The sequence below is a fragment of the Dyadobacter subterraneus genome, from assembly GCF_015221875.1.
GTDB classification, from domain to species: domain Bacteria; phylum Bacteroidota; class Bacteroidia; order Cytophagales; family Spirosomataceae; genus Dyadobacter; species Dyadobacter subterraneus.
Genome location: NZ_JACYGY010000001.1, coordinates 3,457,743 through 3,483,885, shown reverse-complemented (window position 1 = coordinate 3,483,885; position 26,143 = coordinate 3,457,743). Strand labels below are relative to the sequence as shown.

The following is a 26,143-nucleotide window of genomic DNA, read 5'->3' as shown; positions in this document are numbered from 1 at the left end:
AATGCTTTTGTAAACTAGTATTTGTGTTTTAAAATGACGGACTTTTGTTGGCTCTGAAACTCTAAAAACACATATTATAATCTCGAATATCAGCTATTTTATGGCGCAAGTTAGTAAAAAAACGATCAAAATTAAGGGGCAATTGCTGGATCTTTCCGTGCCGCGTGTCATGGGGATTTTAAATATCACACCAGATTCCTTTTATACAGAGAGCCGTATGGCTTCGATAAACGAAGTAATGGACCGGGCTGAAAGTATGCAAAATGACGGGGCGACATTTATAGATATTGGTGGCTATTCCACACGTCCGGGAGCAGCTGAAATTAGTGCAGAGGAAGAAGCTGACAGGGTTTTGCCGGTAATTGAGGCGCTTAATAAGAATTTTCCCGATCTTATAATTTCTGTTGATACCTTTCGTTCAGAAGTGGCGAGGCAGTCAGTTTTGAGCGGCGCGCACGTTATTAATGACGTGGCAGGAGGAATTCTGGATAATAATATGTTTGATACGGTTGCAAGCCTTGGCGTTCCATATATATTGATGCATATGCGGGGAACGCCGCAAACGATGAGTAAGCTGACAAATTATGATTTTCTGGTGCCTCAGGTTTTAAAAGAATTAGGACAGAAACTTGTCAATCTTCGCCAGAAAGGGGTTTCGGACGTTATAATTGATCCCGGTTTTGGTTTTGCCAAGACAACCGCTCAAAATTTTGAACTCATGAATAATCTTTCAGAATTTCATCAGTTGGGGTGTCCGCTTTTGGTGGGAATTTCGAGGAAAGGTATGATATACAATACGTTGGGTATTTCTGCAAAAGAAGCTTTAACAGGAACAACGGTATTGAATACAATTTCTTTACAGCATGGAACGTCAATAATACGTGTTCATGACGTAAAACCGGCTATTGAGGCTGTAAAACTATGGATGGCCACTAGTGGCGTGAAGGAAAAAATAGTAATTTAGTCGCGAAATAATATTGAGTTTCTTATGCGTGTTGGTTTTTTAAATGTTAACTGGACTGATATTCTGGATGTTTTTTTGGTATCGATTCTTCTTTACCAGATTTATTTTCTAGTCCGAGGCAGTATAGCGAGCAGGGTATTTTTAGGTTATTTGTTTGTATATGTCTTTTACCTAGTCGTTAAAGGACTGGGTTTGGGTCTGCTGACCGCGATTTTGCAATATTTCATGGGAGTAGGGGCTGTGGCTCTTATTGTTATTTTTCAACAGGAAATACGCCGTTTTTTATTAATTATTGGGAAATCAACTATTTATACAAATAACGAATTTTTGAAAAAGATACTGGGAAGTACCGTTCTCGACCTGAAAAACAAAAACCTTAAAGAGATTGTAGACGCCAGTAAGACTATTGCTTCTAATTTTAACGGTGCACTCATTGTCGTTAACAAGCGGGATGATCTGGGGAAATTCATTGAAACCGGAGAATTACTTGATGCACGGGTATCAAAACCATTAATTGTTTCTCTTTTTAATCAATATAGTGAACTTCATGACGGGGCGGTAGTAATTGTTGATGGAAGATTAAAAGCAGCACGTTGTGTTTTGCCCGTTGCAGATGGTGTTGACGTACCATCTTCATTAGGATTTCGCCACAGAGCGGCGATGGGAATGAGTGAAGCAACTGACGCTGTGGTAATTGTAATTTCAGAACAAACCGGCAAAATATCTCTTGCAGTAGAAGGCGAATTGCTTAGCAATATTCCGTTGGCGGAGTTGGAAAATCGCCTGGCTGAATATCTATCGTCGGATGTGCAGCGACTGGTAAAATAGAAATTACGTATATATTCAAATATATTTATCACTTAAGTTGCGTTTTTAATATCATATACCTATTTTTGCACACCGATTCCAAGAATTGAAAAATATCATTATTATAAAATGGCAAATCATAAATCAGCATTAAAAAGAATTCGTGCCAACGAAACGAAGCGTTTGCGTAACCGCTACCAGCACAAAACCACTCGTTCTTACATCAAGAAATTGAGAGAAACGACTGACAAAACTGTTGCGATAGATGTTTACAAAACTGTTTCTTCTATGTTGGATCGTTTGGCAAAGAAAAACATAATCCATAAGAAAAAAGCATCTAACCAGAAATCAAAATTAGCTAGATTAGTTAATTCTCTTTCGGTAGCAGCGTAAGCAGCTTTTACTATGATTTTTTGCCCCGATGGTTTCACTGTCGGGGTTTTCTGCTATATAATTATTCCTGTTGTGAATTTTAGATTAATTTGAACTAATCGGATAAGTAGATACGATTACTAATAATTCATGGACAATGGACGGTTGAAGGACAGTAAATCTTGTAGTTTAAATGTTTTATGTCATATATTGCAATCTTATAAAAAACGTTTTAAGCCTGTTTTGAGTAGTTATAACGTTTATTTTATAGCCAGCTAAATTCTGTTTATTCTAAAAATTCAATTTATCTAAACATTTCTTTTTCTATGAAAAAAGTCGCATTATTTGCCGGTTTTGTAGCTTTGGGACTTCTTCCTGCTGCTGCACAATCGCCTGTTAATTTTAACGCCCGTGGCCTTGTGGTTGTTTCTGATGCGGATATGTCGGCCTCGGCGCTTGTTGATGGGAAGCTATTAAGAGACAACACAGCAAAAGACGTTTTAACATCAATTAAATTTCCGGTAGAGAGAGGAAGCAAATCCGTAGGAACGGCACTGGTATCAAATTCATTATTAGGATCAGCCAAGACAATTGCAGTGCCGGCGACTGGCGGTTTGGCATATGTTCTTGAAAGCCGTCTTCGTCCGGACGATGGTGTTGCTGAGTATAAGGATGTAGCAACTGAGTTGCCCGGCGGTGAAAAGTTATTTGTGGTTGATATTGCAAACCTAGCTGCACCAAAAGCCAAGTTTGGATTTGCCGTTGGAAAGTTTCCTACTTCCATTGATATCAATAAAAATGAACTGATTATTTCAACAATGCAGTCCGGCAAAGAATTGGTTTTTATCGAATCAGCTCCTGATGGAAAGCCTGCAAGATTCCTGAACTTGCCTTTTGGCCAGGATTCTACAAATAAAATCATTGATATTTCATGGCACCCATCGGGTGACTTTATCGCTTTTACATTGAAAAGCCATGAAGTTGGTCTATATAAAGTACTTCGCGAAGCTGGTAAACTGAAAAATGTTGAACTGGTTGGTAAGCCGGTAAAAGTAGGAATAGAAGCTACCTTTGGTAAATTTTCTCCTGATGGCAAACATTATTTCGTTTTAGATAATAAAGCTGCCGCTGGTAAAGGAACAGGCGAAGGAGAAATATTGGTAGTTGACTTCTCAATGGACGGAGCTACGGAACACAAAATTGCAGGAAAAGCCCCGGTTGGTGTAAACACGGGTTCTTTTGCTATCAGTCCTGATGGAGCCACTCTTGTTTCCGTTAGTTCAGGAAAAAGTGGATCACCCTGGTCAGAAGCCGGTTCTGCAACGGGAAGCTCTCTTTCTCTTTTCAAAATAGCAAACGGTGCACTTACGAAAGTGGTTGATTATCCATTTGAAGGAATTTATCCTGCAAGCGTTGCTTTTGATAAGGACGGATCAAACCTTGCTGTTTCAGTTTATGAATATCAGGAATATGGCAACGGAACGGGCGGTGTTGAATTCTGGACTGTAACGAAAGGTGAAACGCCGGCTTTGAAAAAACAGGTTGCTAAAATCAGTGTTGGAAAAGGAGCTCATACGCTACGTGTGATTCCTTGATTTAAACTTAATAGATTTCAAACAGAAGAGGCCGGTAAATAATCGGCCTCTTCTGTTTGTTATGTTTAAAGAAACCATTGTATACTTCTGGTTTCTATTGAAAAAGAGGCTAAAAAATCCTCTAATTTTTGTATTTTTGCACTTTCATTCATAAAAAATCAGTTTTAAGATGATTACGGTTCAGAACGTATCCTTACGGTACGGCAAAAGGGTGTTGTTTGATGAAGTAAATATAAAGTTTGTACCTGGAAACTGTTATGGTATTATTGGGGCGAATGGAGCAGGTAAATCAACATTTTTAAAAATTCTTTCCGGCGAAATTGAACCTCAGACAGGTTTGGTTAGCATGAATCCTGGGGAGCGGATGACTTTCCTTAAACAGGATCAGTTTGAATTTGATGCTTATACGGCTATGGAAACTGTGATTTTGGGACATGAACGTCTTTATAAAATCATGAAAGAGCGTGAGGCGATCTATGAAAAGGAAGATTTCACAGATGCGGATGGTGAAAAAGCAGCAGATCTTGAAGCAGAATTTGCAGATTTGAATGGTTGGGAAGCTGAAACCGAAGCTGCACAATTGTTGAGCGGACTTGGAATTGGTGAAGATATGCATGGAACATTAATGGGTGATTTGAATACCAACATTAAAGTTCGTGTTCTTCTGGCCCAGGCACTTTTTGGAAATCCTGATGTACTTTTACTGGATGAGCCAACCAACAACCTTGACGTTGAAATGGTGTTATGGCTTGAAAACTTCCTTGCAGATTTTAAAAATACGGTAATCGTTGTTTCTCACGACAGGCATTTCCTGGATGAGGTTTGTACGCATATTGTGGATATTGATTTCAGCAAAGTACAAATGTTCTCGGGTAACTATTCTTTCTGGTATGAGTCGAGCCAGCTGGCTATGAAGCAACGCCAGGACCAGAATAAAAAATCAGAAGATAAACGTAAGGAACTTGAAGAATTTATCCGCCGTTTCAGTGCGAATGCTTCAAAGTCCAAACAGGCAACTTCACGTCAGAAATTACTGGAAAAACTGACGATTGATGATATCAAACCGTCTTCACGTAAATATCCTTACATCGCCTTCAAATCTGAACGTGAAGTGGGAGACCAGATCCTGACAGTTGACGGTTTATCTAAAAAGACGGAAGATGGTGTTGTTTTGTTTAACAACATGAGTTTCAGTGTTAATAAAGGTGATAAAATTGCTTTTGTTAGTCGCAATACACTGGCAATCAGTGCGTTTTTTGATATTTTGAACAATGAGGCAAAAGCTGATAAAGGAACCTTCAACTGGGGCGTTACGATTACCAAATCCTATTTCACAAAAGATCCGACTTCTTTCTTTGATGTTGATTTAAACCTTGTTGACTGGTTACGTCAGTATTCAGAAGAAAAAGATGAAAGTTTCATCCGTGGATTCCTGGGTCGTATGCTTTTCTCAGGAGAAGAATCACTGAAAAAGGCAAAAGTACTTTCAGGAGGTGAAAAGGTACGTTGTATGTTGTCTCGAACAATGCTTTCAGGTTCGAATGCTTTAATCATGGATGACCCAACTAACCACCTTGACCTTGAATCGATCACAGCGCTTAACAATGGTTTGATTGATTTCTCTGGCTGTTTATTATTCTATTCTCATGATCATCAGTTTGTACATACTATTGCAAACCGTATTATCGAAATCGGGCCAAAAGGAATTCTTGATAAGCTAATGCCTTATGATGATTTCTTGAAAGACGAAACAGTTAAAGCGCAGCGGAACGCTCTTTATTAATCAGATACAATGCCATAAGAAAAAGGTCATCGGCGTACACTGATGACCTTTTTTCATTTACTCCTATAAATTCCACTTTTTAGGCAAATCCATATTGTTTCAATACTTCCTCCGGTGGTCCGGCCCACATATTAGGCGTATTTCCAACGTAACCAATGTCATCCACACCAATTCTGGTCGTATAAAAACCTGAGGCCGTTAAATTACGCATAAGATTGAAAAAAGCAACACCTTGACTGAAAACAGGCTTGGCTTTTTCAGGATATGCGATGTCGTCAACGATCTGGATTTGTTGGGCATGGGTACAAAGCGTAAAATTTTTCTTAAATCGCTTGTTCGATTCCAGGTCAAGCCAGGCCAGTCCACCCCTCATTGGTGTTTGGTGCTGCGGCATATCTTTTACAATAAATTCAATAAATGCCGGTACACCAGCATCAGAAGCGCTGCCAGATTTTGCATCGGCGGGGATAATAATATCAGCTAATACTTTAATTGTAGCCAGTTCCGCCACTGTGAAAAATTTCTCCTTCATCAACTGCGCATCCCGGATTGCTTCTTCCTTTTGACGGCCTCCCGGTATCTTTAAAGGAACTTCCGGTGGCAGTGCCGATTCAACTTCTCTTGCTTCTGCCAATGATTCCTGAGGATTCAAAGCTGCAAAGCCAAGAGAGCTGAGTGTTAATGCTTTTAATGAGTCTCTGCGTTTCATTTTTATATAATTTGAGTCGGCCCGAGCCGACAGTTATTATAAATTCTTTTGTTTGATCTGTTCAATAATGTGATCAGAAGCTCTCCACGAAAGTGCAAGAATTGTCCAGGTAGGATTTTTATCTGCCTGTGAAACAAATGAGCCGCCATCTACAACATAAACATTTTTCGCATCATGTGCCTGTGAAAATTTGTTCAGAGCAGACGTTTTCTTATCATCACCCATACGGACAGTTCCAACTTCGTGAATGATACGGCCGGGAGCTGCAATACCGTAATTTATATCTGCACCAGGTTTTGTTCCCATTGCAACACCACCCAAAGCATGGATCATTTCTTCGAATGTATCATGCATGTGTTTGGCCTGCTTAATTTCGTAATCCGTCCAATTGTAGTTAAAACGAAGAACCGGGATACCATATTTATCAACCACGTTCGGGTCAATTTCACAATAGTTATTGATATTCGGAACCGCTTCACCGCGACCTGCCATACCAACATAGGCACCATAGAAACGGCGGTAATCTTCTTTCAGTGAAGCGCCGTAACCTCCTGCCGGTTTGGTAGCTCCACTTGCAGTTGGATATTTTCCGTTCATGTTTTCAATACCTGAACCAAAACCATAACTTGGCATACCCATACCACCACCATATTCAATATGATAACCTCTTGGGAAATCCAGTTTTTTGTTGTCGAGCCACCATGGCGTGTACACGTGCATGCCTCCAACGCCATCTTCATTGTAACGTTTACGATCCATCAAATGTGGTAGAAACGCACTTCTTGAAGCTCCTGTTGAATCGTGCAGATATTTTCCAACGACACCACTTGAATTGGCTAAACCTGCTTCGTGTCTGTCAGATTTTGAATTTAAAAGCAAACGTGCAGATTCTCCCGCGCTCGCAGCCAAAACCACAACTTTTGCCTTAATCGTATGCTCCGTTAATTTGTTACGGTCAACATAAGAAACGCCTGTTGCCAGTCCGGTTGACGGATCCGTAAGAATTTCACGGGCCATGGCATTATTGATAAGCGTTACATTTCCTGTTTTCATCGCCGGGATTACCAATACCGATGAAGCAGAAAAATCCGCATAAGCCTGACAAGAACGACCACACTGACTGCAATAAAAACATACCCCGCGCTGATCATTGATCGGTTTTGTAAGGATGGAAAGACGGGATGGAATTACTGGAATATTGGCAGCTTTCCCTGCTTTTTTAAGGAATAGTTCATGCAAACGAGGAGCCGGCGGTGGAAGGAAAATTCCATCCGGTTCATTATGTATATTTTCAACCGTACCAAAAACACCGATCAATTTATCAACCTGGTCATAGTAAGGTTTTACATCATCATAACTGATCGGCCAGTCGTCTCCAAGGCCGTCAATGCTGTGGCGTTTGAAATCATTTGGGCCGAAACGAAGTGAAATTCGTCCCCAGTGATTGGTCCGGCCGCCCAGCATACGGGAGCGGAACCAGTCAAATTTCGTATTGTTTTTATGTGTGTAAGGCTCTCCATCCAGTTCCCAGCCTCCCCACGCAGCATCAAAATCCCCAAAAGGGCGTGTCGTACTGGCACCGCGGCGAGGAGATTCCCAAGGCCATTTTAATTGTGTAATATATTTAGGATCAGCCGGATCAAAATATCCACCCGCCTCCAGAAGAGCCACTTTTGCACCTGCCTTCGCTAGCTGATAAGCGGCCATTCCACCTCCTGCTCCTGAGCCTATTATACAGACATCAAAAACAGCAGGTTGTTCTTTAATTTGGAACATAGTTAAGGTTTGATTTAGAAAATACTATTTAATCAATAAATATAAACATGGAAAAGGTAACCGTCCCCTTTAATAATCATTTTCAAGGTAATTTAAAACGAATCTAAATGGTGGAATGAGGGTATGATTTATCTTGTTCATTTTAACAAAAATTCATTTGAACAAGCATAACAAATTATGGTACGGCCAAAATAATAATACTGAAATTTGATCAAATTGGACCTCTAAAATGCGTAATAAAAACGATTTTGATACCTTTGTAGTCAAAAAAACAAGAATTACATTTTGGCTATCATTGGGAAAGACATTCGTCTTGCAAAAGAATTTTTACAAAAGGGACAACTGGTAGCAATTCCTACCGAAACAGTTTACGGTCTGGCAGGAAATGCATTGGATGAAAAAGCAGTATTATCAATTTTTGAGACCAAAAACCGTCCGTCTTTTGATCCTTTAATTGTTCATACGGATTCTGTTGAAAAACTATCATTACTCGTTTCCGATATACCAGAGGCGGCTCTGATATTAGCGCAAAAATTCTGGCCGGGGCCTTTAACCTTATTATTACCAAAAAAATCTGCCATCCCGGATCTTGTAACTTCCGGACTTGATACTGTTGCTGTCAGAATTCCTGATCATCCTTTAACACTCGACTTACTCCGTGCGCTGGAATTTCCTCTGGCCGCTCCAAGCGCAAATCCATTTGGATATATCAGCCCCACGAATGCGCAGCACGTTGAACAGCAACTGGGAGAAAAAATTCCCTATATAATGGATGGTGGTGAATGCGGAATTGGTATAGAATCAACGATAATTGGTTTTGTTGATGGAATTCCTACCATTTACAGATTAGGTGGACTGTCCATTGAAGATATTGAAAGTGCAGTAGGAGGGGTGGCTCTGATGGCACATTCATCTTCAAACCCACAGGCACCGGGTATGCTGAAAAGTCATTACGCGCCGAAAAAGCCGTTTTTTTTAACTGAAAGAAATGATTTTCCTGTTCACGCTGATGGTTTTGGTTATCTACTTTTTGATAAATACATAGAAGGAATCGATCAAAAAAATCAAAGGATTTTAAGTCCGACAAGCAATTTGAAAGAAGCTGCTCATAATTTATTTGCTTATTTAAGAGAATTGGATGCACAATCGTTAAGCCAGATTTGGGCGGAGCCAGTTCCAGATAATGATTTGGGAAGAGCAATTAATGATCGTTTAAAAAGAGCGGCAGCGGTTGATTAAACTGGATTGATTTCGTCTTATTTGAAAAAGTAGGAGTGAAAGTTCATTAAAAAAACTTCATCCGTAGCACGGGTAATAGCGGTGTACAGCCAGCGAATAAATTCATTGTTTATTTGTTCCTCAGGTAAATAGCCTTGGTCAATAAACACTGCGCTCCATTGTCCGCCTTGCGCTTTGTGACAGGTAAGCGCGTAAGAAAATTTCACTTGCAAAGCATTCAAATAAGGATCTTTCCGCAAAGCTTCGGATCTTTCTTTTTTCGAGGTGATGTAAAAATAATCTTCCAGGACACTGTCATACAACTTTCGGTTATCCTCGGAAGATAGGGAAGGAGAAGCCGAGTGCAGTGTATCCAACATTATTTTGGCATCAAACTCAGGTTGCTTTTCATAATCCGTTAATCTTAAAACAACGTCGGCAAACCTGAAACCGTGAATTTCCTGAGTTTTCTTGATTTTTAATAACTCTACAAAATCACCGTTAGCAATAAATCCCGCAGGAGAGTCTTCATCTAACACGGAATAGTTATTCCTGACAACCATAAGCCTGTCGCCGGCATCCAGTTCTTCTTCCGAAAAGTTGATGGCTCGGCGGATGTACTCATTATATTGTACAGCTGATTTGTTTGAACGCGTCAGAATTATGGTATTCTCCTGACCATATTTGTCAAAAGCATAACGCAAACCTTCTTCCAGTCTTTCGCCAGTCATCCGGAAGGTGTCCCGGTATGATTTGGTGATGATATTCACTGTTGGTTTTTCTTCACGCAACTGGTCACGGAGTTCTGTTGCATTAAATAAAATTCCGGACTGTTCATCCTGGCGCATTACCTCGGTCAACTCTTCTTCAAAAACTGACATATAGAAATTTTTTTCAAGATAAACTTTATCCAGTGCCGGACTAAGTTCTTTGCCAACTGGCGGAAGCTGAGCCACATCGCCGATCAGCATCAATTTATTTCCGGGATTTTCAAATACAAATTCAATCAGATCAGCAAGTAAGCTGCGGTTACCAAATTCTGCATCATCACTGATCATCGACGCCTCATCAATAATGAAAAGCGTATTGTCATGATAGTTTTTTTGTCTTTGGAAAGTCAGGTTTCCTGAAAATGAATCAGCAGTTTGCTTATAAATTTTCTTATGAATCGTGAGAGCGATTTTTTCAGAATAATTCGACATCACTTTGGCTGCGCGACCGGTTGGCGCGAGCAAAACCGATTTGTATCCATAATTTTTCAGCACTTTAATCAAGGTACTGATGATGGTCGTTTTTCCGGTACCGGCATATCCTTTCAGTAAAAAACAATCGCGGTAACGTTCCAGACCACTTTCCTCAATCAAGAAATCATCCGTTTTGGCAAAAAAGCGAAGCTGGCCTTTTGTAGGTCTGAAAGGAAATTTTTTGACTAAACTTTGTGACGGTAATAATTGGCCTGATTCCATGGATACGAAACTACTGGATCAAAATCAATTATCAAAGTCGACATTCAGTAACAAAAATAAACCTGGATTTAATTGCACTTTTTCATAGTATTTCATATATTAGTTTTCGAGTTTATTCATAAACCATAACCGGAACGTCTATGCAAGTATACCAAGTGCTCGCCAACAAGTCTATTGACGCTATTTTCTCTATCACAAAAGAGACAACTGTTTTCCATGCCTTAGAGCTGATGGCCGAAAAAAATATCGGTGCTGTACTGGTTCTTGAAGACGGGGAATTAATTGGAATATTTTCAGAACGAGACTATGCCCGCAAGGTTATCCTATTGGGTCGTGCGTCACGCGATACGCTGGTTCAGGAGGTTATGACAAGTCGTGTCATCACGGTGGAAACAGATCAGAAAATTGAGGATTGTATGCAGATCATGTCTGACAAACACATTCGCCATCTTCCGGTTAACAGAAAAGGAGAACTTGTCGGTATCATATCAATTAATGATATTGTATCGGCCATTATTCGTGAACAAAAAGCGCATATAAAAACGCTGGAAGGATATATTTCGGGCACACCATACGCTTGATTTTTTCAAGGAAGTTATTAGAAACTCAAATCTCTGTTAGTCAGTAAGCTGTGCTAACGGAGATTTTTTGTATCAAATAAAAGGAATAACTTGTCGTTTTTGACAGGTTGGCTATCTTTGTCCCCTCCTAAAACAGAAGCCTTGGACGCGGGAAAAAACGAAATTACAGAATTGTACGGAAGCAGATTACGCATTCGCGTTTGCGGAATTTGCGTAGCTGATAATTGTATTCTGATGATACGGCACCGTTTTTTAGGTGATGAAAATATTTTCTGGAGCCCACCGGGAGGTGGTATGCAGTTTGGAGAAAGTGCTCCTGAGACATTGAAGAGGGAATTTCTGGAAGAAACCGGCCTGGAAATTGAAGCTGGTGAATTACTTTTTGTTAATGAATTCATCCAGCCTCCTTTACATGCAGTTGAGCTATTTTTTCAGATTAGAAACTTTTCAGGTTCTGTTATAACTGGTATTGATCCCGAATGCTCAGAGCAAAACCAGATTATCAAGGAAGTTCGTTTTATGTCGATGGAAGAAATTAAGCAGCTTCCGGAAAACCACGTTCACAGTTTATTTCATAATTGTGAAACTATTGAAGATGTACTGTCGCTCAAAGGTTACCTTTGAAATAAAAGCATGGCTTAACGTTATTTAAATTATAAATACTTTAACAATATATTGTGGCACTAATTGAAAACCAGGCAATTGAAGTAATTCCGACCCTTTTGGTAGGAGATAATTCATTTGATGCAGATGCAATACCGTTTTGTACGTTGTGCATTGAAGTGGATGAAAGACGTATACGTTTTTGTATCGTCAGGGATGAGAAAATGGAATGCATCTGGCTGGAAGATTATAATTTTGACGTTGTTTTAAGTCAGGAAGAGGTTTTTGACAGATTGAAAAAAATTTTCACCGGACATTTGCTCTGGTCATCAAATCATTGGAAAAATGTAAGAATTGCAATTAATTCCCATGCATTCAGTTTGATACCAAGTCTGATTTTTGAAAAAGATTCGGCGCCAAGTTATCTGGAATTTGCTTTGGGACATCCTGTAAATGATGATGAAAGAGTACTTTATCATGAGTTGCCCCTCGTTCATGCAAACAATGTTTTCAGTATTCCGAAGGTATGGTACAACTGGATGGTAACCCACTTTGAATCGTCTGATTTATCATTTTATCACCTTACAAGTCCGTTAATCATTGGCGCTTTAGTGAGCCACGCGGAACATCAGGAGATTAAAGTGGTTTCCGTATTTTTGGAAAAGGGTTATTTTACCCTTGTTGTGACGGAAAGTGAGCAGCTTATTTTATGCAATCGTTTCAAATTTTCTCAGCCTCAGGAACTTGCCTATATCATTCTTTTCGCTTTAAATGAACTCAACTTTTCTCCCGAAGAAATGAAAGTTTTGTGCTACGGAGAGGTTAGTCCGCTGTCTGATAATTATGTAGAACTTGGACGTTTCTTCTCGAATATTCAGATTGGAACCGGCCCGACTACGCTTCGTTATAGCACACATTGCGGAGATATTCCGGGACATCGGTATTTCGGTTTGTTCAACACATATCTGGTATCTTCCTGAAAATTACGGATGAGTCTTACTTAGAAAATAATTAAGATTGCATTTTATAACGTTTGGTTCTGGTTATTTCAGTATTATCGCATCTGAATTCCAAAATGTCTCTCTTTTTTATTTGAATATATGAAGCGAATAGCGCTGTTTCCCGGATCTTTTGATCCTTTTACAAAAGGTCATGAAGATATCATTTTGCGAGGCCTCAGACTTTTTGATGAGGTAGTAGTAGGGATAGGAAATAATTCCAGCAAACAGCGTTATTTTCCTTTGGACGTCATGAAGGAGCTGATTGAAAAGACATTTGAAAAGGAGAAAAACGTCAGTGTAATTACTTACAACGATCTTACCGCTCGTGTTGCCAGGGAAATAGGAGCAAAATTTTTGTTAAGAGGACTTAGAAATACAACTGATTTTGAATATGAAAACGGCATAGCGCAGGTGAACCGTTTTGTGTATGAAGAAATTGAAACGGTATTTCTAATTACGTCACCAAATCTTGCCCCGATTAGTTCCAGTATTATCAGAGATCTTCACAGATATGGACAGGGCGTGGATGATTTTCTTCCTTATTCGTTGTCGGAGCTAAATAAACTTAGAGAAAAGAAAAGCTGAGATTTTAATATTTAATAAAAAAAGCGCCTGATAAGTTAAGTGTAAAACTTATTTGTCAGGCGCTTTTCTGTAATATCGTTTATTGTAATTTTTTGGCAGCTTTCAATTCCTTGGCCAATTTACCTTTCACCGGATCATATTTTACAAATATATTAATCCAGATCAGTCTGGCCGTCCTGAACATAACAGGTATCAGAATAACGTAGGAAATTAACAGTCCGGCCAGAACGTAATTCAAATCATAGTCCAGTATTACTACAAAACCTACAAACGCTGCAACCATCAGCGCCACTGAAAGTGCGTAACTTACATACATTGAACCGATATAAAATCCTGGTTCTCTGGTAAATGACTCTTTGCAATACGCACATTCATCGTTGACCTTGTCGAATTTCTTTAAATTGTATGGGTTGTTGGTTTTAAAGAAAGCACCAGTCTGACATTTCGGGCAGGTATTGGTGAAAATGCTGTATAATTTGGTTCCCTTGAACATGGAATTGCGGAATAATGAATAATGAAAGCTGAGGTATAAAAATCCATACCTCAGCTTTTACTATTGTTCCTTAAAATTTTGAATTTTCTTTAAACTGTCAACCACGTAACGTATTGAACTGAATGAATTGATCAAAATTGATTTGGCTTCCGAAGGAGTGTACCATTCCAGTTTTTCTATTTGTTCTTCCGCCTGTGGCTGCATTGCAGAATCGTCCAGGCAGTCGAAAAGGTACCATTTGGTTCTTTTTAAAATCCGGTTGTTGTTCATGGTATAAGTATGCCATGTTGTGCATATTTTATCACGAACAAGTGCTTTTACACCCGTTTCTTCCTCAATTTCCCGAACAGCCGCTTTTTTTGAGTTTTCACCTTTGTCTAATTTTCCTTTTGGCAAATCCCATTTTTTACGACGAAACATAAAAAGCCATTTGTCTCCTTTTACTACTACACCACCTGCGGCTTTGATGACTTTGTACAGACTTTTAACCTTTTCTTCAACATCTGCCTTCTCGCGGGTAGCAAGTGTGACGGATAACATTTCCTTGGGAAGTTCCTTTTCCAGCAAGTTAATTGCTTGAATAGCAGTTGTTGAGGTTGCGTTCAGGAAAAGTACATGTCCGGTAAACATACTCTTTTGCAGCTTCTCCAGTCTAAGATCAACGATGTGATCAAAGTCAGAAGTTTCAGCCGCAGTTAATTCATTTGTCCGTACTATTCGGAAGGGACGGTCGTCGAAAAAAATAATCATTTGATGTGGGTACGGATGTCGATGAGCAAAATTAAGTAAAGAGTTTAGTTTAGACAGTGATTATTATTGATAAATTTGCAGTAATAATAAATAATAATTTCTTGGAACTCCTTATAATTTTACTTTTAGTGCTTCTCAATGGTATATTTTCCATGTCTGAGATAGCACTTGTATCTTCCAGAAAATCCCGCCTAGAGGCAGCTGCCCGGAACGGAGATTCGAGTGCCAAGGCTGCCTTAAACCTGGCCAACTCACCAACCAGATTTCTTTCGACTGTTCAGATAGGTATTACATTAATCGGCCTTTTGACGGGTATGTACAGTGGTGATAATATCACGGCAGACTTCGAAAAAATAATTGCTACCATTCCTTTATTGCTACCGTATAGCCACACACTTGCCGTCGGTACGGTGCTGGTTGCAATCACTTATCTTTCGCTGGTTCTGGGTGAACTTGTTCCCAAACGGATCGGTATGGCCAATCCTGAGGCGATTTCTAAGTTCATGGCGCGGCCGATGAATATAATTTCGGTTGCCACAGCTCCTTTTATTTCTCTGCTTGGTTTTTCAAGCGATCTGATCATTCGTCTGCTTAATATCAAACAAAGTGAAAATTCTGTTACAGAAGAGGAGATCAAGAGCTTGATTCAGGAAGGAACAACCGGTGGTGTTTTTGAAGAAATTGAGCAGGAAATTGTTCATAATGTTTTTCAATTAGGCGACCGGAAAATTACCTCCCTGATGACAAACCGCCAGGAAATTGTCTGGCTGGATGTGGAAGATACCGTTGAAGAAAATAAGGCAAAAGTTCTTGAATCTCGCCATTCTGTATATCCCGTATGTCGTGATACCGTTGATGATGTTGTGGGATTGATTTACATAAAAGATCTGCTCGCAACGGATCTGGAAGTTCGTTTGGCGGATTTGACCGAGATTTTAAAGGATCCGGTTTATCTTCCCGAAAGTAACAGGGCCTATCAGGCTTTGGAAAAATTTAAGGAGCAAAAGGTTTATTTCGGGATTATTGTAGATGAATATGGCGGTTTGCTTGGTGTTGTGACGATGCATGATATCATGGACGCTTTGGTAGGAAATATTTCCGAGGAAGATGAAGAAGATTCTGAAATTATCCAGAGGGAAGACGGAAGTTATTTGATTGATGCCCAATTACCTTTCGATAATTTCATCCAGTATTTTGACCTGAATATGCAGGAATCAGAACGAAAGGAATTTGTCGGGTTTAACACGCTTGGAGGATTTGTACTTCATGTGCTGGAAAATATTCCTAAAACCGGTGAGAAGTTCAAATGGAAACACTTTGATTTTGAGGTGATTGACATGGATAAAAGCAGAATAGACAAGTTGTTGGTTACAAATAATAAGAAAGACGATTCAAACGAATAAAATGGCAGAAGAAACCGAAATATCCCGCAGAGTTGCAGAGTTACTTTTAGAAGCACAGGCTATCAAATTAAGTCCGGACAAACCTTTTCAGTGGAGTTCTGGTTGGTTGTCACCAATTTATTGCGATAACCGTGTTGCTTTATCATATCCTGATACAAGAACATTTATCAAGAAAGCACTGGCAGATCTTATCAAATCTGAATATCCTGGTGTAGATGCAATTGTGGGTGTTGCCACAGGCGGAATTGCTCAGGGTGCTTTGGTAGCCGATATTCTTGAACTTCCTTTTGCCTATGTTCGTCCTGAACCTAAAAAACACGGAATGGGAAACCAGATTGAAGGCCGTCTGGAAAAAGGTCAATCGGTTGTCATTGTTGAAGATTTGATTTCGACAGGTGGAAGTTCTCTAAAAGTTGTTGATGTTCTGCGTAACGCTGGTATTGAAGTGGCGGGAATGGTTGCCATTTTTACCTATGATTTCCAGGTTGCTGAAAATAATTTTGAAGAAAAAAATGTAAAACTAAGTGTTATAAGCAATTACAACGCGCTAATAGCCTCTGCACTTGAACACGAATATATCACCATGGAACAGGTAGAAAGCCTGAGTCAGTGGCGGGTGCAACCGGATTTGTGGGGAAAATAAAAAAATAAGGAAGAAAAGCCTGAAAGACTATGACAGTCTTTCAGGCTTTTTGCTGTATTATCAAAATCCCGTAAGATAAACGCTTGAAAGTTTCCGGGAAAATATTAATTGTTTAACATTGAATGTTTTCAATACATTGTTATATTTCGAGTAACAAACACTTCTCCTGCCCTCCAACTTCATAATCTTGTTGCATAATTTGAATCCTTTTTAGTTTGTTAAATGATTGACGTTTCTTACCCCTATTTTGATACGAATTTAAGCTGGCTCTCTAATAATTTCAGGTTACTTCTGGAAGCGAACGATGATTCTGTTCCGGTTCGTGAAAGGCTGAAATTTATGGGTCAATATTCCTATCAGATTGAAGAATTTTTCAGGGTACGAATACCGAATCTTCTCGCCATGGGTGAGGTAAGCAAGGATATCAGAACAAAACTGAATGTATATCCGGAATCGCTTTTGGAGCATGTTTATGAAACCGTAGATAATCAGCTCAGGGAATTCAACGAAATCCTGGTTACACGCATTTTACCGTCACTAAATGATCAGGGTGTCCATCTTTACTATAAAGAATCTTTTTCTCCCGAGCATTTATCATTTGTAAGAAAATTCTTCATAGACAAGCTTTTCCGGTATTTGCAGCCTGTTTTTCTGGATGGCCGCAGAAATTCCAAAATCTCCTTTTTTGAATCAAAAGAGCTATATCTTGTCGTTCATCTTGTTTTTAAGGAAGACCAGGATGAAGATTGGTATGCTGTTGTAAATATACCAACAGAACCATTTGGCAGGTTTGTAGAAATGCCTGAATATGAGGGGAAAAAGTATGTAGCTTTTCTTGAAGATATTATTCGTGAAAACCTGCCGGTTCTTTTTCCCGGATATGAAATCATTGATTCATATACCCTTAGGGGTGAGAAGGAAACTGAACTTACTATTGAGGATGAGTATCCAATGGTAATGGCTCAGCGGATTATTAAACAACTTGAAAAAAGGAATTTTGTTCAGCCACTTCAATTTTTTTATGAGTCGGGTATGCCTCTGTACATCCGGGAATATTTATCCAACAGGGCAGGAATGCTCATGAATGAATTTCATGAAAGAGGAAGTTATCTGTATATGCAGGATTTGCTGACGTTTCCTTCATTCTCCAAAAAGCTGGATTATCCTTACCAAAGACCAATACATAATAGTGAATTTGAAGAAACTGAATCTGTTTTTGAATCAATTCAGCGGGCAGACCAGCTGCTTCATTTGCCTTATCATTCCTATAATCCGATTGTCAGGTTTTTCAATGAAGCGGCAATTGATCCTTATGTTAAGGAAATTCATGTTTCTCTTTACAAAATCAGTGCAAATTCCTTTATTCTAAACTCGCTTATCAGTGCTTCCAGAAACGGGAAAAAAGTTGTCACTTATGTTGAATTGAACGCAAAGCTGGATATTCAGGAAAATATGCAGTGGTCACGAAAAATGAGAGATGCGGGTGTCAAGATTATTTTCAGCATTCCCGGGCTCAAAGTGCATGCAAAAATGGCACTGATTAAACGTCGTGTGCAAAAAGGGTGGGAGCGTTATGCATTTCTAGGCACAGGAGGTTTTTATCGGCTGACAAGCCGCGAATTTGTTGACCATGCGCTGCTTACCAGCCACCGCGAATTGACGAATGAACTGGAATTGTTATTTGGTTATCTGTATACACAAGATGAACCAAAAAAGTATAAATATCTGCCTTTCAATTTTTTACAGGTCACTCAGTTTACAATTCAGAAAAAACTGATTGATCTGATTGACAGAGAAATCAAGAATTCCAATGCCGGTTTGAAATCATTTATAACGATCAAACTAAATCAGATTCAGGATCATACGCTGATTGATAAACTGTATCAGGCTAGTAAAGCCGGGGTAATGGTGCACATCATTATCAGCGAAAGCTGCGGAGTGATTCCCGGTCTTCCGTCAATCAGTGATAACATAACGGTGAGCCGGCACGTGGATCGTTATATGGAAAATACCCGTATTTTTCATTTTGGTAATCGTGGTAATGATGAGATTTATCTTTCATCCTGCGACTGGACTTACCGTAATCTGCATCGTAGAATTGATGTTTGTTTTCCAATCCTTGATGAAGCTTTAAAAGGCCAGATGCGCCAGGTTTTGAAAAATTATGTTAATGATAACCAGAAAGCAGTCAGGCTGGATTTATACCAGAATAATTTAAGAATCCAATACGACGCAAGCACACCAAAAGTAAGGGCGCAGGAAGCAAACTATCGACTTGCTGAACGCCTTGAAAGAAATATGAGTATTCGTAAATCTGAATAAATTATTTTAAATTTATAAAAAATAATTTACCCTCCAACGTATAATCTTGTTTAGCCGTTTTTGAAACCATCAGGCTAATTTTTGAAAAATTGAAATTTCAAACAATCATTGTTTTTCAACTTAACGGAGTAAAATCCTCTTGAGATGTAAAAACTATATGACTATATTTGAAAGCATGTCACTGTCTCTCAATCAATAAACAGGAAATACTCAATATGGGAATAGTAGAGCGAAGAGAACGACTGAGAAATCAGGTTCGTTCCGATATCGTGAAAACAGCCAAAGAAATAGCCCGGGAGGAAGGGTGGACTGCCGTTTCGATTCGAAAAATCGCTGAGGTTATTGAATATAGCCCGCCTATTTTATATGAATACTTCGAAAGCAAGGATAAATTACTGGAAGCAATCAGGGTTGAAGGTTTTGATTTTCTTCAGGCCGAGTTTATAAAAATAAAAACCCATTTTAGAAATCCTGAGAAACAGCTTTCAGAGGTTGCGAGATGTATCTGGGTTTTTTCAGTTGAAAATCCGGAGATTTTTCAGGTGATGTTTAATCTCGAAGGAGCTTACTGTGATTCCAAACGTGTTTACTCGCATGCTATGAATATCCGCGACAATCCGGTTTGGGAAATGATTGCTGTTTTACGCCCGAAATCAGGTGAAATGGTAACCAAGACCTACTATGAGTGGTGGTGCCTTACTTATGGCTTTATCTCAATTACCATGACAACCCAGCCACGTTACGCTTTCGCCCAGGCGGAACCGATTTACATGGAGGGTGTGAGAAGGTTTATAAAAAGTATTATGTAGCTGCACTGGTCTGGCGTACTTCTATTTTGCTTTGGTGATACACCTGGGAATATGGAGGTACGCTGCGAACCAGCCACGCATTTCCGCCTATTATGGTGTCATGCCCTATGACAGTCTCGCCGCCTAAAATTGTCGCGTTGGCATAAACTACAACATTATCTTCAATCGTAGGATGTCTTTTCTTCGATGCCAGTGACTTGGAAACGTGTGTTGCTCCCAGAGTAACGCCTTGGTAAAGTTTGACATGATTACCAATAATGGTAGTTTCTCCAATGACAATTCCTGTTCCGTGGTCTATAAAAAACGAATGACCTATTTTCGCGTTAGGATGAATATCAATGCCAGTCTGGCTGTGGGCAAATTCTGTCAGCATTCTCGGAAGCAAAGGGATACCTTCCAGGGCAAAACTATGGGCAATGCGATAGGTCGCAATCGCAGTAAAACCTGGATAGAGCGCAATAACCTCTTCAATACTAACCGACGCCGGATCATTTTCAGTGATAGATCTTGCATCTTTCAGAAGCATTTCATAGATCTCCGGAATATGGTCAAAAACGGAATCAAGAATTTCTTCCCGGCTCCTTTCCAACTGTGGTGTCAGGGGCGCAAGCATACAATCAAGGCGATGCCGAAGTTCCAGAAACGCTCCTTCCAAGTCTTGCCCCTGATCATTACATTGACAATCCTGACTAATTGGAAAAAGAAAATTTATTAATTTCTGGATAAATAAACCTGCATCATGTCTGGATGGTAATTTGTATTGAAAAGTAGTATTTTGCTCATTTAATTTTTGGAAAAATAATTTCTGCTGGTGGTTGTTCATTATTCCTTATTTTTTGGTAATGCTTTTTCGGAAACGGCACTGTTTTTGTATTGATATATGGGAAACACAAAAATGGCCCGAAAGATTATATTTTGGTAAATTCTTTTAAAATTCTTTGGGTAAACGTGTTTTTTGTCTACATTCTATCGTATATAGGATGTGAATTGTGAAGTTATAAATTCTTGGAGTAATCAGGAAACTTATGTTACGCGTTAAAAAAATTCAGTCCCCTTTTATAATTCTTTTGTTGGCTTTTTCTCTTACATCATGCTTTTCCAGGTATCTGATTTCTGAAAAGCAGGTACGCAAGCATTACGCCAAAAAAGATATTCGCCCGGAAATTCAGATTATTAAGAATGATACGCTTTCACTTTGCATTGCAAGTGTTGGCAATGATACCCTGCCAATGTTGCTTCTGATTCACGGCGCACCTGGTTCATTGTGGGGTTACATGAACTTAATGGACGATCAGGACCTTCAAAATCATTTTCATATTGTATCTGTTGACCGGGTGGGTTACGGAAAATCGCGGTTGAAGATGAAAAAGAAGCGTAAATATGTGACGTCAATCGAAACTCAGGCCCGTTCCCTGCTTCCGGTATTCGAACTCAATCATTCAGATCAAAAAGTAATTGTATTGGGACGTTCCTATGGAGCACCCATTGCGGCGAAAATGGTTTCACTTGTTCCGGAAAAAGTAAAGGAGCTGATCATGGTTTCCCCGGTTATTGATCCGGACAAGGAAAAATTCTACTGGTTTTCAAAATGGGGAAGAAATTCACTGGTTCAGCTTTTTTTGCCGGGAGATTTCAATACAGCAACGGCTGAAAAATATTCCCATTCGGACGAGCTGAAAAAGTTGTTACCCGTTTGGCAGAATCTTCACGTCCCGACAACCGTGATTCAGGGTGGAAATGACTGGATTGCTGATCCTTCCAATCTTGATTTTGCGAGAAAACATATTAAAAGTAAGAGATCACAATACATATTTCTTAACAATGCCGGTCACATGATTACTTACACCCATTTGGAAATGATCAAGGAAATGTTACTTCGCAGTCAACTGTTTAAGGAGAAAATAACAGCTGTTGATATCAGTAATGAATAAATGGGTGGCGCCTTTAAAAAGTATTTAGGGCTGTTGGGATAAATTTATTTAGATTTCCATTTCTCTCCTCGATAAAAAGCAGCGGTCGTCCTATGGAAAAAGTATCAGATACCTTTAAGTCAGGCTTTAATTTTGTAACTGAAAATAAAAAAATAATTTCAAGAGGCTTAATCGCCGTTGTCTGCATATTAATGGCTGTCTGGTTTGTCAGACATGAAGAAGCCGAAGTCAGAAAAGTATATGGCTTAATCCAGTCCGCTTCCCCTGTTTATATTTTACTTGGACTTTTAGTCACAGTCGGATACATACTTTTGCAAGGAGTTATGTACCAGTTTTCCTTCAAAGCATTAGGGAAAAACATTGATCTGATTACTTTGACCGAGTTATTTTTAAGAAGGAATTTTATAAGCGTATTCTTGCCAGCCGGAGGAATTTCTTCCCTGGCTTTTTTTACGGCAAAAACGGAAAGAAAAGGCGTTACTAAAACCGAAGTTCATCTGGCCTCGTCTATTTATGCCGTTTGCGGAATTGTTTCAGTATTTGTGGTTGCCATTCCTGCGGTGATCTGGCTTTTATTCCAAAAGTCTGTCTCTAATAGTGAATTATATGCATTCGGTGGATTATTCATCCTAATTTTGCTTCTGTATTTTGCTATTAAATCCTTTATTGATCGTGGCCGGTTTTATAATTTTCTCTTAAAATATCAGCCTGATCTTGAAATTGTAATGGAACAAATGTCCGATGGGCGTTTTTCTATCTCTGCAATCATAAACTGCCTGCTCTTTTCTGTGCTTATTGATCTGGCCGGGATTCTTCATTTATACATCGCATTTTTTGCGCTCAACGTTTCGGCGCCTTTTGAAGCAGCCTTCATGGGCTATCTGGTAGCCACTATTTTTTTGATCCTGTCACCATTTTTAAGAGGAATTGGTGCAATTGAGCTTTCACTTAGTGTGCTGTTGGTTCAATACGGAATGGATAGTGTGGCTGCTATTTCGGTTACTATGATTTACCGTTTTTTTGAATTCTGGGCTCCCTTAATAGCGGGAATGTTGACTTTTCTATTCAAGAAAAATAATCTGATATTAAGAATACTCCCGGCATTTCTGATATTAATACTTGGTATTATAAATATCGTTTCTGTTTTGACGCCATCAATAGCTTCACGCGTTCAGGAATTACAGGGTTTTATTCCGGTTAATTTTATTGCCGTTTCCAATTATTTCGTTCTGCTCACAGGCGTTGTTTTAATTTTTATGTCTGTATTTCTGCTGAAAGGATATAGGACCGCCTATTATCTTTCCATCGGATTGTCTGTCCTATCCTTCGTAGGCCATCTGACCAAGGGAATTGATTATGAAGAATCATTGACTGCTGCTTTTGTAGTTCTGGTTTTACTTTTTACAAGACAGCAATATTTTAGAAAAGGAAATAAAAAATTTCAACTATTTGGTATCAGGACAGTTCTGGTAGCAATAGGAGCGGTTCTGGTTTATGGCATTGTGGGTTTTTATTTCCTGGATAAAATTCATTTCAATATTGATTTTTCATTTCCGGCGGCGGTAAAAAATACGCTTTTATATTTTGCCATGATCGGGAATGATCTTGATCCACAGACAATTTTTGGGCGTGACTTTTTATATTCGCTTAATTTTCTGGGTGGACTTTGTATTGCCTTTTTGATTTACACCGGCATTCGTCCATTAATCTTTAAACCGGAAATGGAAGACGCAAGTTGGGAAAAAGCGAAAGAACTGGTGACCAAATACGGAGACTCCTCGCTGGATTATTTCAAAACATACCATGACAAGCTTTTGTATTTTGGAAAACAAACGGAAGGTTTTATTGCTTATCGCGTAGGAAATGGTTTTGCAGTTGTATTGGAAAAACCGGTTTGTGCCAATGAAAATGATATGCAGTTGCTGATAAAAGAATTCGATCAGTTTTGTAGAGAAAATGATCTGGAATGTACTTACTACCGATGCGATCAGGAAGTATTACCGGTATTTCATTCGTTAGGAAAAAATTCTCTCATTATTGGTCAGGAAGCTGTTGTGAATTTGAAGTCATTTTCTCTGGATGGAGGTGATAAAAAATCACTTCGCAACGCAGTTAAAAATATTGCCAATAAAGGATTTTCAGTCAAAATTTATAATGCTCCGGTAAAAGATGGCGTTTTGCAACGCTTGAAAGCTGTTAGTGATGAATGGATTGAAACAACGGGTTATACCGAAATGGTTTTTTCACAGGGAATTTATGATAAGGATGAATTAAAAAAGCAAACCATAATTACTCTGGAAAATGAAGATGAAAAAATCATCGGTTTTGCCAATATTATCCCTGATTACGTGCGTGGTGAAGGTACTTATGATTTGATACGAAAAACAAAAGATGCACCCGGCACCACGCTGGATGCGATGATGATCGAGATTATCAAATATTTTCAATCACAGCATTTCGATTATCTTAATATAGGAATGGTCCCGTTATCTGGTGCCGAGGAGAATAAGGATATTACAGAACGAGCCATCAAATTTGCTTATCAGAATGTTAAACAGTTCGGATATTATAAGTCGCTTCGCGAATATAAAAGCAAGTTTTCGCCTGAATGGAAAAGTAAATACCTGATTTATGACGACGCTTACGCATTGATCAGAATACCGACAGCCCTGAATAAGGTTGTGAAAATGAAATAAAATTTATGAGATTTAAATTGATCTTGCTGCTGTTTGTCCTTTCGATTTCGGTAAAAGCGCACGTTCCCGATTCTTTACAATATGGAATTTTTGGTAAACTTAAAGTATATCAGCCGTTAACCAGTCCAAAACAACTGGTTCTTTTTATCAGTGGAGACGGCGGCTGGAACCAGGGCGTGATAGACATGGCTGATAATTTTGTTGCGATGGACGCAATGGTTGTCGGAATTGATATTCGGAGTTATTTGAAAAACCTTCAAAATACTAGATCTGCGTGTTACTATCCTGCGGCTGATTTGGAAAATTTGAGCAAGTTCATTCAAAAAAAATACCGATATAAAAATTACGTAAGTCCACTTTTGGTCGGATATTCTTCCGGAGCGACACTGGTTTATGGAATTCTTGCGCAGTCTCCCGCAAACACATTTTGTGGCGCCTTAGCTTTGGGTTTTTGTCCTGATATTCAGATAAATAAACAGCTTTGTGCAGGGTCCGGGTTAAAATCGCATTCGCTGGGGAAGGGTAAGGGGTTTTATCTGGAAGCCGCCAAAAATTTACAGGAACCATTTATAGCATTGCAGGGCATGCAGGATCAGATCTGTGATTTTAAAACTACGGCAAGTTTTCTGAAACAGATTCCAAATGCAAAATTAATCGCTTTACAAAAAGTCGGACACGGGTATTCTGTTCAGAAAAACTGGGTGCCCCAATTAAAAACGGCTTTCATTGAAATCATTTCAAAAAAGCAGGATGAAGTAAAAAACAACCGGGAGGAGATCAATGAAAGCGAGTTAAAAGAATTGCCTATTCACGCTATTTCATCCAAATCCAACCCCGAGAAACCAATGGTTTTTTTAATAACAGGAGATGGAGGTTATACCAGTTTTGATCAGGCTTTCTGCAAAGAACTCGCCAATAACGGAATGCCTGTGGTTGCACTTGATGCCTTGAAATATTTCTGGAATGAAAAAACTCCGGCTTCCACAACTGTGGATGTTGAAAAGCTTATTTCCTTTTATAGAAATAAATGGCAGCGGGATAAAATTATCCTGATAGGATATTCTTTTGGCGCTGATGCATTTCCTTTTGTCTATAACAATTTTGATAAAACAACACGTGAAAGCGTCCAGCTTCTCGCCATGTTATCTCCGGCCACAGAAGCAGATTTTGAAATACATATTTCAGATATGCTCAGTCTGCCCCGCGGAAAAAGGCAATATGATGTTTCGGCAGAGGTAAACAAGATCAAAAACCTGAAAATTATTTGTCTCTATGGTTCAGAAGAAGAGCCGGAAATTAAATCGGAAATTAAAAATCCGGAGGTAAGTTTTGTTACAATTCCTGGCGGCCATCATTACAATAATAGTTATAAGCAACTTGTAAATATTATTGTACAAAAGTCTGATAAATAGTATTTTATATTGAAATTGTATTTTTTATATTTATCAAAAACATTGATAAATACAGATTAATTTTGAATATTTCTGAATTGATATGGAACTTCATTACTTGTTATATAATCAGATTTTATTTTAGCAAATTCGGTTTTTACAAAAAAGAAAACGACCAGTCAGTGACCAGCCGTTTGTCTGAATTAATTAACCTAAGAAAAAAATCTGACACCGAAAATTACTTT

23 protein-coding genes are annotated in these 26,143 nt (G+C 39.0%); 17 read left to right on the top strand and 6 right to left on the bottom strand.

The window, feature by feature from the left end; all coding sequences use genetic code 11:
• Positions 1 to 100 precede the first annotated feature (100 nt).
• From folP to IEE83_RS14325, 5 genes are all read left to right on the top strand, one after another.
• Positions 101 to 964: a dihydropteroate synthase gene (gene folP / locus IEE83_RS14345; RefSeq protein ID WP_194121237.1), complete on the top strand. Its 864-nt coding sequence runs from the start codon at positions 101 to 103 to the stop codon at positions 962 to 964.
• Positions 965 to 988: 24 nt separating this feature from the next.
• Positions 989 to 1,792 carry a diadenylate cyclase CdaA gene (gene cdaA, locus IEE83_RS14340; protein WP_194121236.1) on the top strand — a complete coding sequence of 268 codons (804 nt, stop codon included), beginning with the start codon at positions 989 to 991 and terminating at the stop codon, positions 1,790 to 1,792.
• Between the two features lie 108 nt (positions 1,793 to 1,900).
• Positions 1,901 to 2,164, top strand: coding sequence for a 30S ribosomal protein S20 (gene rpsT / locus IEE83_RS14335; RefSeq protein WP_194121235.1), 264 nt, complete (start codon positions 1,901 to 1,903; stop codon positions 2,162 to 2,164).
• Between the two features lie 305 nt (positions 2,165 to 2,469).
• On the top strand, positions 2,470 to 3,738 hold the full coding sequence (locus tag IEE83_RS14330) for a lactonase family protein (protein ID WP_194121234.1): 1,269 nt from the start codon (positions 2,470 to 2,472) through the stop codon (positions 3,736 to 3,738).
• 169 nt (positions 3,739 to 3,907) lie between these two features.
• Positions 3,908 to 5,521 carry an ABC-F family ATP-binding cassette domain-containing protein gene (locus tag IEE83_RS14325; protein WP_194121233.1) on the top strand — a complete coding sequence of 538 codons (1,614 nt, stop codon included), beginning with the start codon at positions 3,908 to 3,910 and terminating at the stop codon, positions 5,519 to 5,521.
• Positions 5,522 to 5,600: 79 nt separating this feature from the next.
• Here IEE83_RS14325 and IEE83_RS14320 read toward each other — a convergent pair whose 3' ends face one another.
• Positions 5,601 to 6,230 (bottom strand): gluconate 2-dehydrogenase subunit 3 family protein, encoded by a 630-nt coding sequence (locus IEE83_RS14320; RefSeq protein ID WP_194121232.1) that lies wholly within the window; start codon positions 6,228 to 6,230, stop codon positions 5,601 to 5,603.
• Between the two features lie 36 nt (positions 6,231 to 6,266).
• Positions 6,267 to 8,006, bottom strand: coding sequence for a GMC family oxidoreductase (locus tag IEE83_RS14315; RefSeq protein WP_194121231.1), 1,740 nt, complete (start codon positions 8,004 to 8,006; stop codon positions 6,267 to 6,269).
• Between the two features lie 285 nt (positions 8,007 to 8,291).
• Between IEE83_RS14315 and IEE83_RS14310 the strand changes: the two genes are divergently transcribed.
• Positions 8,292 to 9,245 (top strand): L-threonylcarbamoyladenylate synthase, encoded by a 954-nt coding sequence (locus IEE83_RS14310; protein WP_194121230.1) that lies wholly within the window; start codon positions 8,292 to 8,294, stop codon positions 9,243 to 9,245.
• 17 nt (positions 9,246 to 9,262) lie between these two features.
• Here IEE83_RS14310 and IEE83_RS14305 read toward each other — a convergent pair whose 3' ends face one another.
• Positions 9,263 to 10,690: an ATP-dependent DNA helicase gene (locus IEE83_RS14305; RefSeq protein WP_194121229.1), complete on the bottom strand. Its 1,428-nt coding sequence runs from the start codon at positions 10,688 to 10,690 to the stop codon at positions 9,263 to 9,265.
• A gap of 140 nt (positions 10,691 to 10,830) precedes the next feature.
• Here IEE83_RS14305 and IEE83_RS14300 point away from each other — a divergent pair, with 140 nt between their 5' ends.
• The 4 genes from IEE83_RS14300 (at position 10,831) to coaD (ending at position 13,460) form a co-directional block, all read left to right on the top strand.
• Complete coding sequence (locus IEE83_RS14300) at positions 10,831 to 11,271, top strand: CBS domain-containing protein (protein ID WP_194121228.1); 441 nt, start codon at positions 10,831 to 10,833, stop codon at positions 11,269 to 11,271.
• A gap of 141 nt (positions 11,272 to 11,412) precedes the next feature.
• The gene (locus IEE83_RS14295; protein WP_194121227.1) at positions 11,413 to 11,895 is read left to right on the top strand and encodes an NUDIX domain-containing protein; all 483 of its coding nucleotides are present in this window, start codon (positions 11,413 to 11,415) and stop codon (positions 11,893 to 11,895) included.
• Between the two features lie 53 nt (positions 11,896 to 11,948).
• The gene (locus IEE83_RS14290; RefSeq protein WP_194121226.1) at positions 11,949 to 12,854 is read left to right on the top strand and encodes a DUF3822 family protein; all 906 of its coding nucleotides are present in this window, start codon (positions 11,949 to 11,951) and stop codon (positions 12,852 to 12,854) included.
• 120 nt (positions 12,855 to 12,974) lie between these two features.
• A complete protein-coding gene (gene coaD, locus IEE83_RS14285) occupies positions 12,975 to 13,460 on the top strand; it encodes a pantetheine-phosphate adenylyltransferase (RefSeq protein ID WP_194121225.1) in 486 nt (161 codons plus the stop codon).
• 79 nt (positions 13,461 to 13,539) lie between these two features.
• On the opposite strand, the gene IEE83_RS14280 is transcribed toward coaD, so the two are convergent.
• Both IEE83_RS14280 and IEE83_RS14275 read right to left on the bottom strand, forming a co-directional pair.
• A complete protein-coding gene (locus IEE83_RS14280; RefSeq protein ID WP_194121224.1) occupies positions 13,540 to 13,953 on the bottom strand; it encodes a DUF983 domain-containing protein in 414 nt (137 codons plus the stop codon).
• A gap of 60 nt (positions 13,954 to 14,013) precedes the next feature.
• On the bottom strand, positions 14,014 to 14,703 hold the full coding sequence (locus tag IEE83_RS14275; RefSeq protein ID WP_194121223.1) for an NUDIX hydrolase: 690 nt from the start codon (positions 14,701 to 14,703) through the stop codon (positions 14,014 to 14,016).
• A gap of 56 nt (positions 14,704 to 14,759) precedes the next feature.
• Between IEE83_RS14275 and IEE83_RS14270 the strand changes: the two genes are divergently transcribed.
• The 4 genes from IEE83_RS14270 to IEE83_RS14255 all read left to right on the top strand — a co-directional run bounded on the left by IEE83_RS14270 (position 14,760) and on the right by IEE83_RS14255 (position 19,880).
• Positions 14,760 to 16,106: a hemolysin family protein gene (locus IEE83_RS14270; protein WP_452124556.1), complete on the top strand. Its 1,347-nt coding sequence runs from the start codon at positions 14,760 to 14,762 to the stop codon at positions 16,104 to 16,106.
• Between the two features lies 1 nt (position 16,107).
• Complete coding sequence (gene pyrE / locus IEE83_RS14265; protein WP_194121221.1) at positions 16,108 to 16,749, top strand: orotate phosphoribosyltransferase; 642 nt, start codon at positions 16,108 to 16,110, stop codon at positions 16,747 to 16,749.
• Positions 16,750 to 16,971: 222 nt separating this feature from the next.
• Complete coding sequence (gene ppk1, locus IEE83_RS14260; RefSeq protein ID WP_194121220.1) at positions 16,972 to 19,071, top strand: polyphosphate kinase 1; 2,100 nt, start codon at positions 16,972 to 16,974, stop codon at positions 19,069 to 19,071.
• Positions 19,072 to 19,286: 215 nt separating this feature from the next.
• Entirely contained in the window at positions 19,287 to 19,880 is a 594-nt protein-coding gene (locus IEE83_RS14255) for a TetR/AcrR family transcriptional regulator (protein WP_194121219.1), read from the top strand.
• On the opposite strand, the gene epsC is transcribed toward IEE83_RS14255, so the two are convergent.
• On the bottom strand, positions 19,873 to 20,703 hold the full coding sequence (gene epsC / locus IEE83_RS14250; protein WP_194121218.1) for a serine O-acetyltransferase EpsC: 831 nt from the start codon (positions 20,701 to 20,703) through the stop codon (positions 19,873 to 19,875). The two genes, IEE83_RS14255 and epsC, sit on opposite strands and share 8 nt — an antisense overlap.
• Before the next feature lie 202 nt (positions 20,704 to 20,905).
• Here epsC and IEE83_RS14245 point away from each other — a divergent pair, with 202 nt between their 5' ends.
• From IEE83_RS14245 to IEE83_RS14235, 3 genes are all read left to right on the top strand, one after another.
• Complete coding sequence (locus IEE83_RS14245) at positions 20,906 to 21,811, top strand: alpha/beta fold hydrolase (RefSeq protein WP_194121217.1); 906 nt, start codon at positions 20,906 to 20,908, stop codon at positions 21,809 to 21,811.
• A gap of 92 nt (positions 21,812 to 21,903) precedes the next feature.
• Positions 21,904 to 24,507 carry a phosphatidylglycerol lysyltransferase domain-containing protein gene (locus IEE83_RS14240; protein ID WP_194121216.1) on the top strand — a complete coding sequence of 868 codons (2,604 nt, stop codon included), beginning with the start codon at positions 21,904 to 21,906 and terminating at the stop codon, positions 24,505 to 24,507.
• A gap of 5 nt (positions 24,508 to 24,512) precedes the next feature.
• Positions 24,513 to 25,919: an AcvB/VirJ family lysyl-phosphatidylglycerol hydrolase gene (locus IEE83_RS14235; RefSeq protein WP_194121215.1), complete on the top strand. Its 1,407-nt coding sequence runs from the start codon at positions 24,513 to 24,515 to the stop codon at positions 25,917 to 25,919.
• Positions 25,920 to 26,143: the final 224 nt, after the last annotated feature.

What these genes read in the sequence shown, in the direction of transcription:
- IEE83_RS14280 (WP_194121224.1), bottom strand. Translation starts at nt 13,953, where the DNA reads ATGTTCAAGGGAACCAAATTATACAGCATTTTCACCAATACCTGCCCG.
- IEE83_RS14235 (WP_194121215.1), top strand. Translation starts at nt 24,513, where the DNA reads ATGAGATTTAAATTGATCTTGCTGCTGTTTGTCCTTTCGATTTCGGTA.
- pyrE (WP_194121221.1), top strand. Translation starts at nt 16,108, where the DNA reads ATGGCAGAAGAAACCGAAATATCCCGCAGAGTTGCAGAGTTACTTTTA.
- IEE83_RS14245 (WP_194121217.1), top strand. Translation starts at nt 20,906, where the DNA reads ATGTTACGCGTTAAAAAAATTCAGTCCCCTTTTATAATTCTTTTGTTG.
- coaD (WP_194121225.1), top strand. Translation starts at nt 12,975, where the DNA reads ATGAAGCGAATAGCGCTGTTTCCCGGATCTTTTGATCCTTTTACAAAA.
- IEE83_RS14320 (WP_194121232.1), bottom strand. Translation starts at nt 6,230, where the DNA reads ATGAAACGCAGAGACTCATTAAAAGCATTAACACTCAGCTCTCTTGGC.
- IEE83_RS14255 (WP_194121219.1), top strand. Translation starts at nt 19,287, where the DNA reads ATGGGAATAGTAGAGCGAAGAGAACGACTGAGAAATCAGGTTCGTTCC.
- IEE83_RS14325 (WP_194121233.1), top strand. Translation starts at nt 3,908, where the DNA reads ATGATTACGGTTCAGAACGTATCCTTACGGTACGGCAAAAGGGTGTTG.
- IEE83_RS14315 (WP_194121231.1), bottom strand. Translation starts at nt 8,006, where the DNA reads ATGTTCCAAATTAAAGAACAACCTGCTGTTTTTGATGTCTGTATAATA.
- IEE83_RS14275 (WP_194121223.1), bottom strand. Translation starts at nt 14,703, where the DNA reads ATGATTATTTTTTTCGACGACCGTCCCTTCCGAATAGTACGGACAAAT.
- ppk1 (WP_194121220.1), top strand. Translation starts at nt 16,972, where the DNA reads ATGATTGACGTTTCTTACCCCTATTTTGATACGAATTTAAGCTGGCTC.
- epsC (WP_194121218.1), bottom strand. Translation starts at nt 20,703, where the DNA reads ATGAACAACCACCAGCAGAAATTATTTTTCCAAAAATTAAATGAGCAA.
- IEE83_RS14240 (WP_194121216.1), top strand. Translation starts at nt 21,904, where the DNA reads ATGGAAAAAGTATCAGATACCTTTAAGTCAGGCTTTAATTTTGTAACT.
- IEE83_RS14330 (WP_194121234.1), top strand. Translation starts at nt 2,470, where the DNA reads ATGAAAAAAGTCGCATTATTTGCCGGTTTTGTAGCTTTGGGACTTCTT.
- folP (WP_194121237.1), top strand. Translation starts at nt 101, where the DNA reads ATGGCGCAAGTTAGTAAAAAAACGATCAAAATTAAGGGGCAATTGCTG.
- IEE83_RS14300 (WP_194121228.1), top strand. Translation starts at nt 10,831, where the DNA reads ATGCAAGTATACCAAGTGCTCGCCAACAAGTCTATTGACGCTATTTTC.
- IEE83_RS14305 (WP_194121229.1), bottom strand. Translation starts at nt 10,690, where the DNA reads ATGGAATCAGGCCAATTATTACCGTCACAAAGTTTAGTCAAAAAATTT.
- cdaA (WP_194121236.1), top strand. Translation starts at nt 989, where the DNA reads ATGCGTGTTGGTTTTTTAAATGTTAACTGGACTGATATTCTGGATGTT.
- rpsT (WP_194121235.1), top strand. Translation starts at nt 1,901, where the DNA reads ATGGCAAATCATAAATCAGCATTAAAAAGAATTCGTGCCAACGAAACG.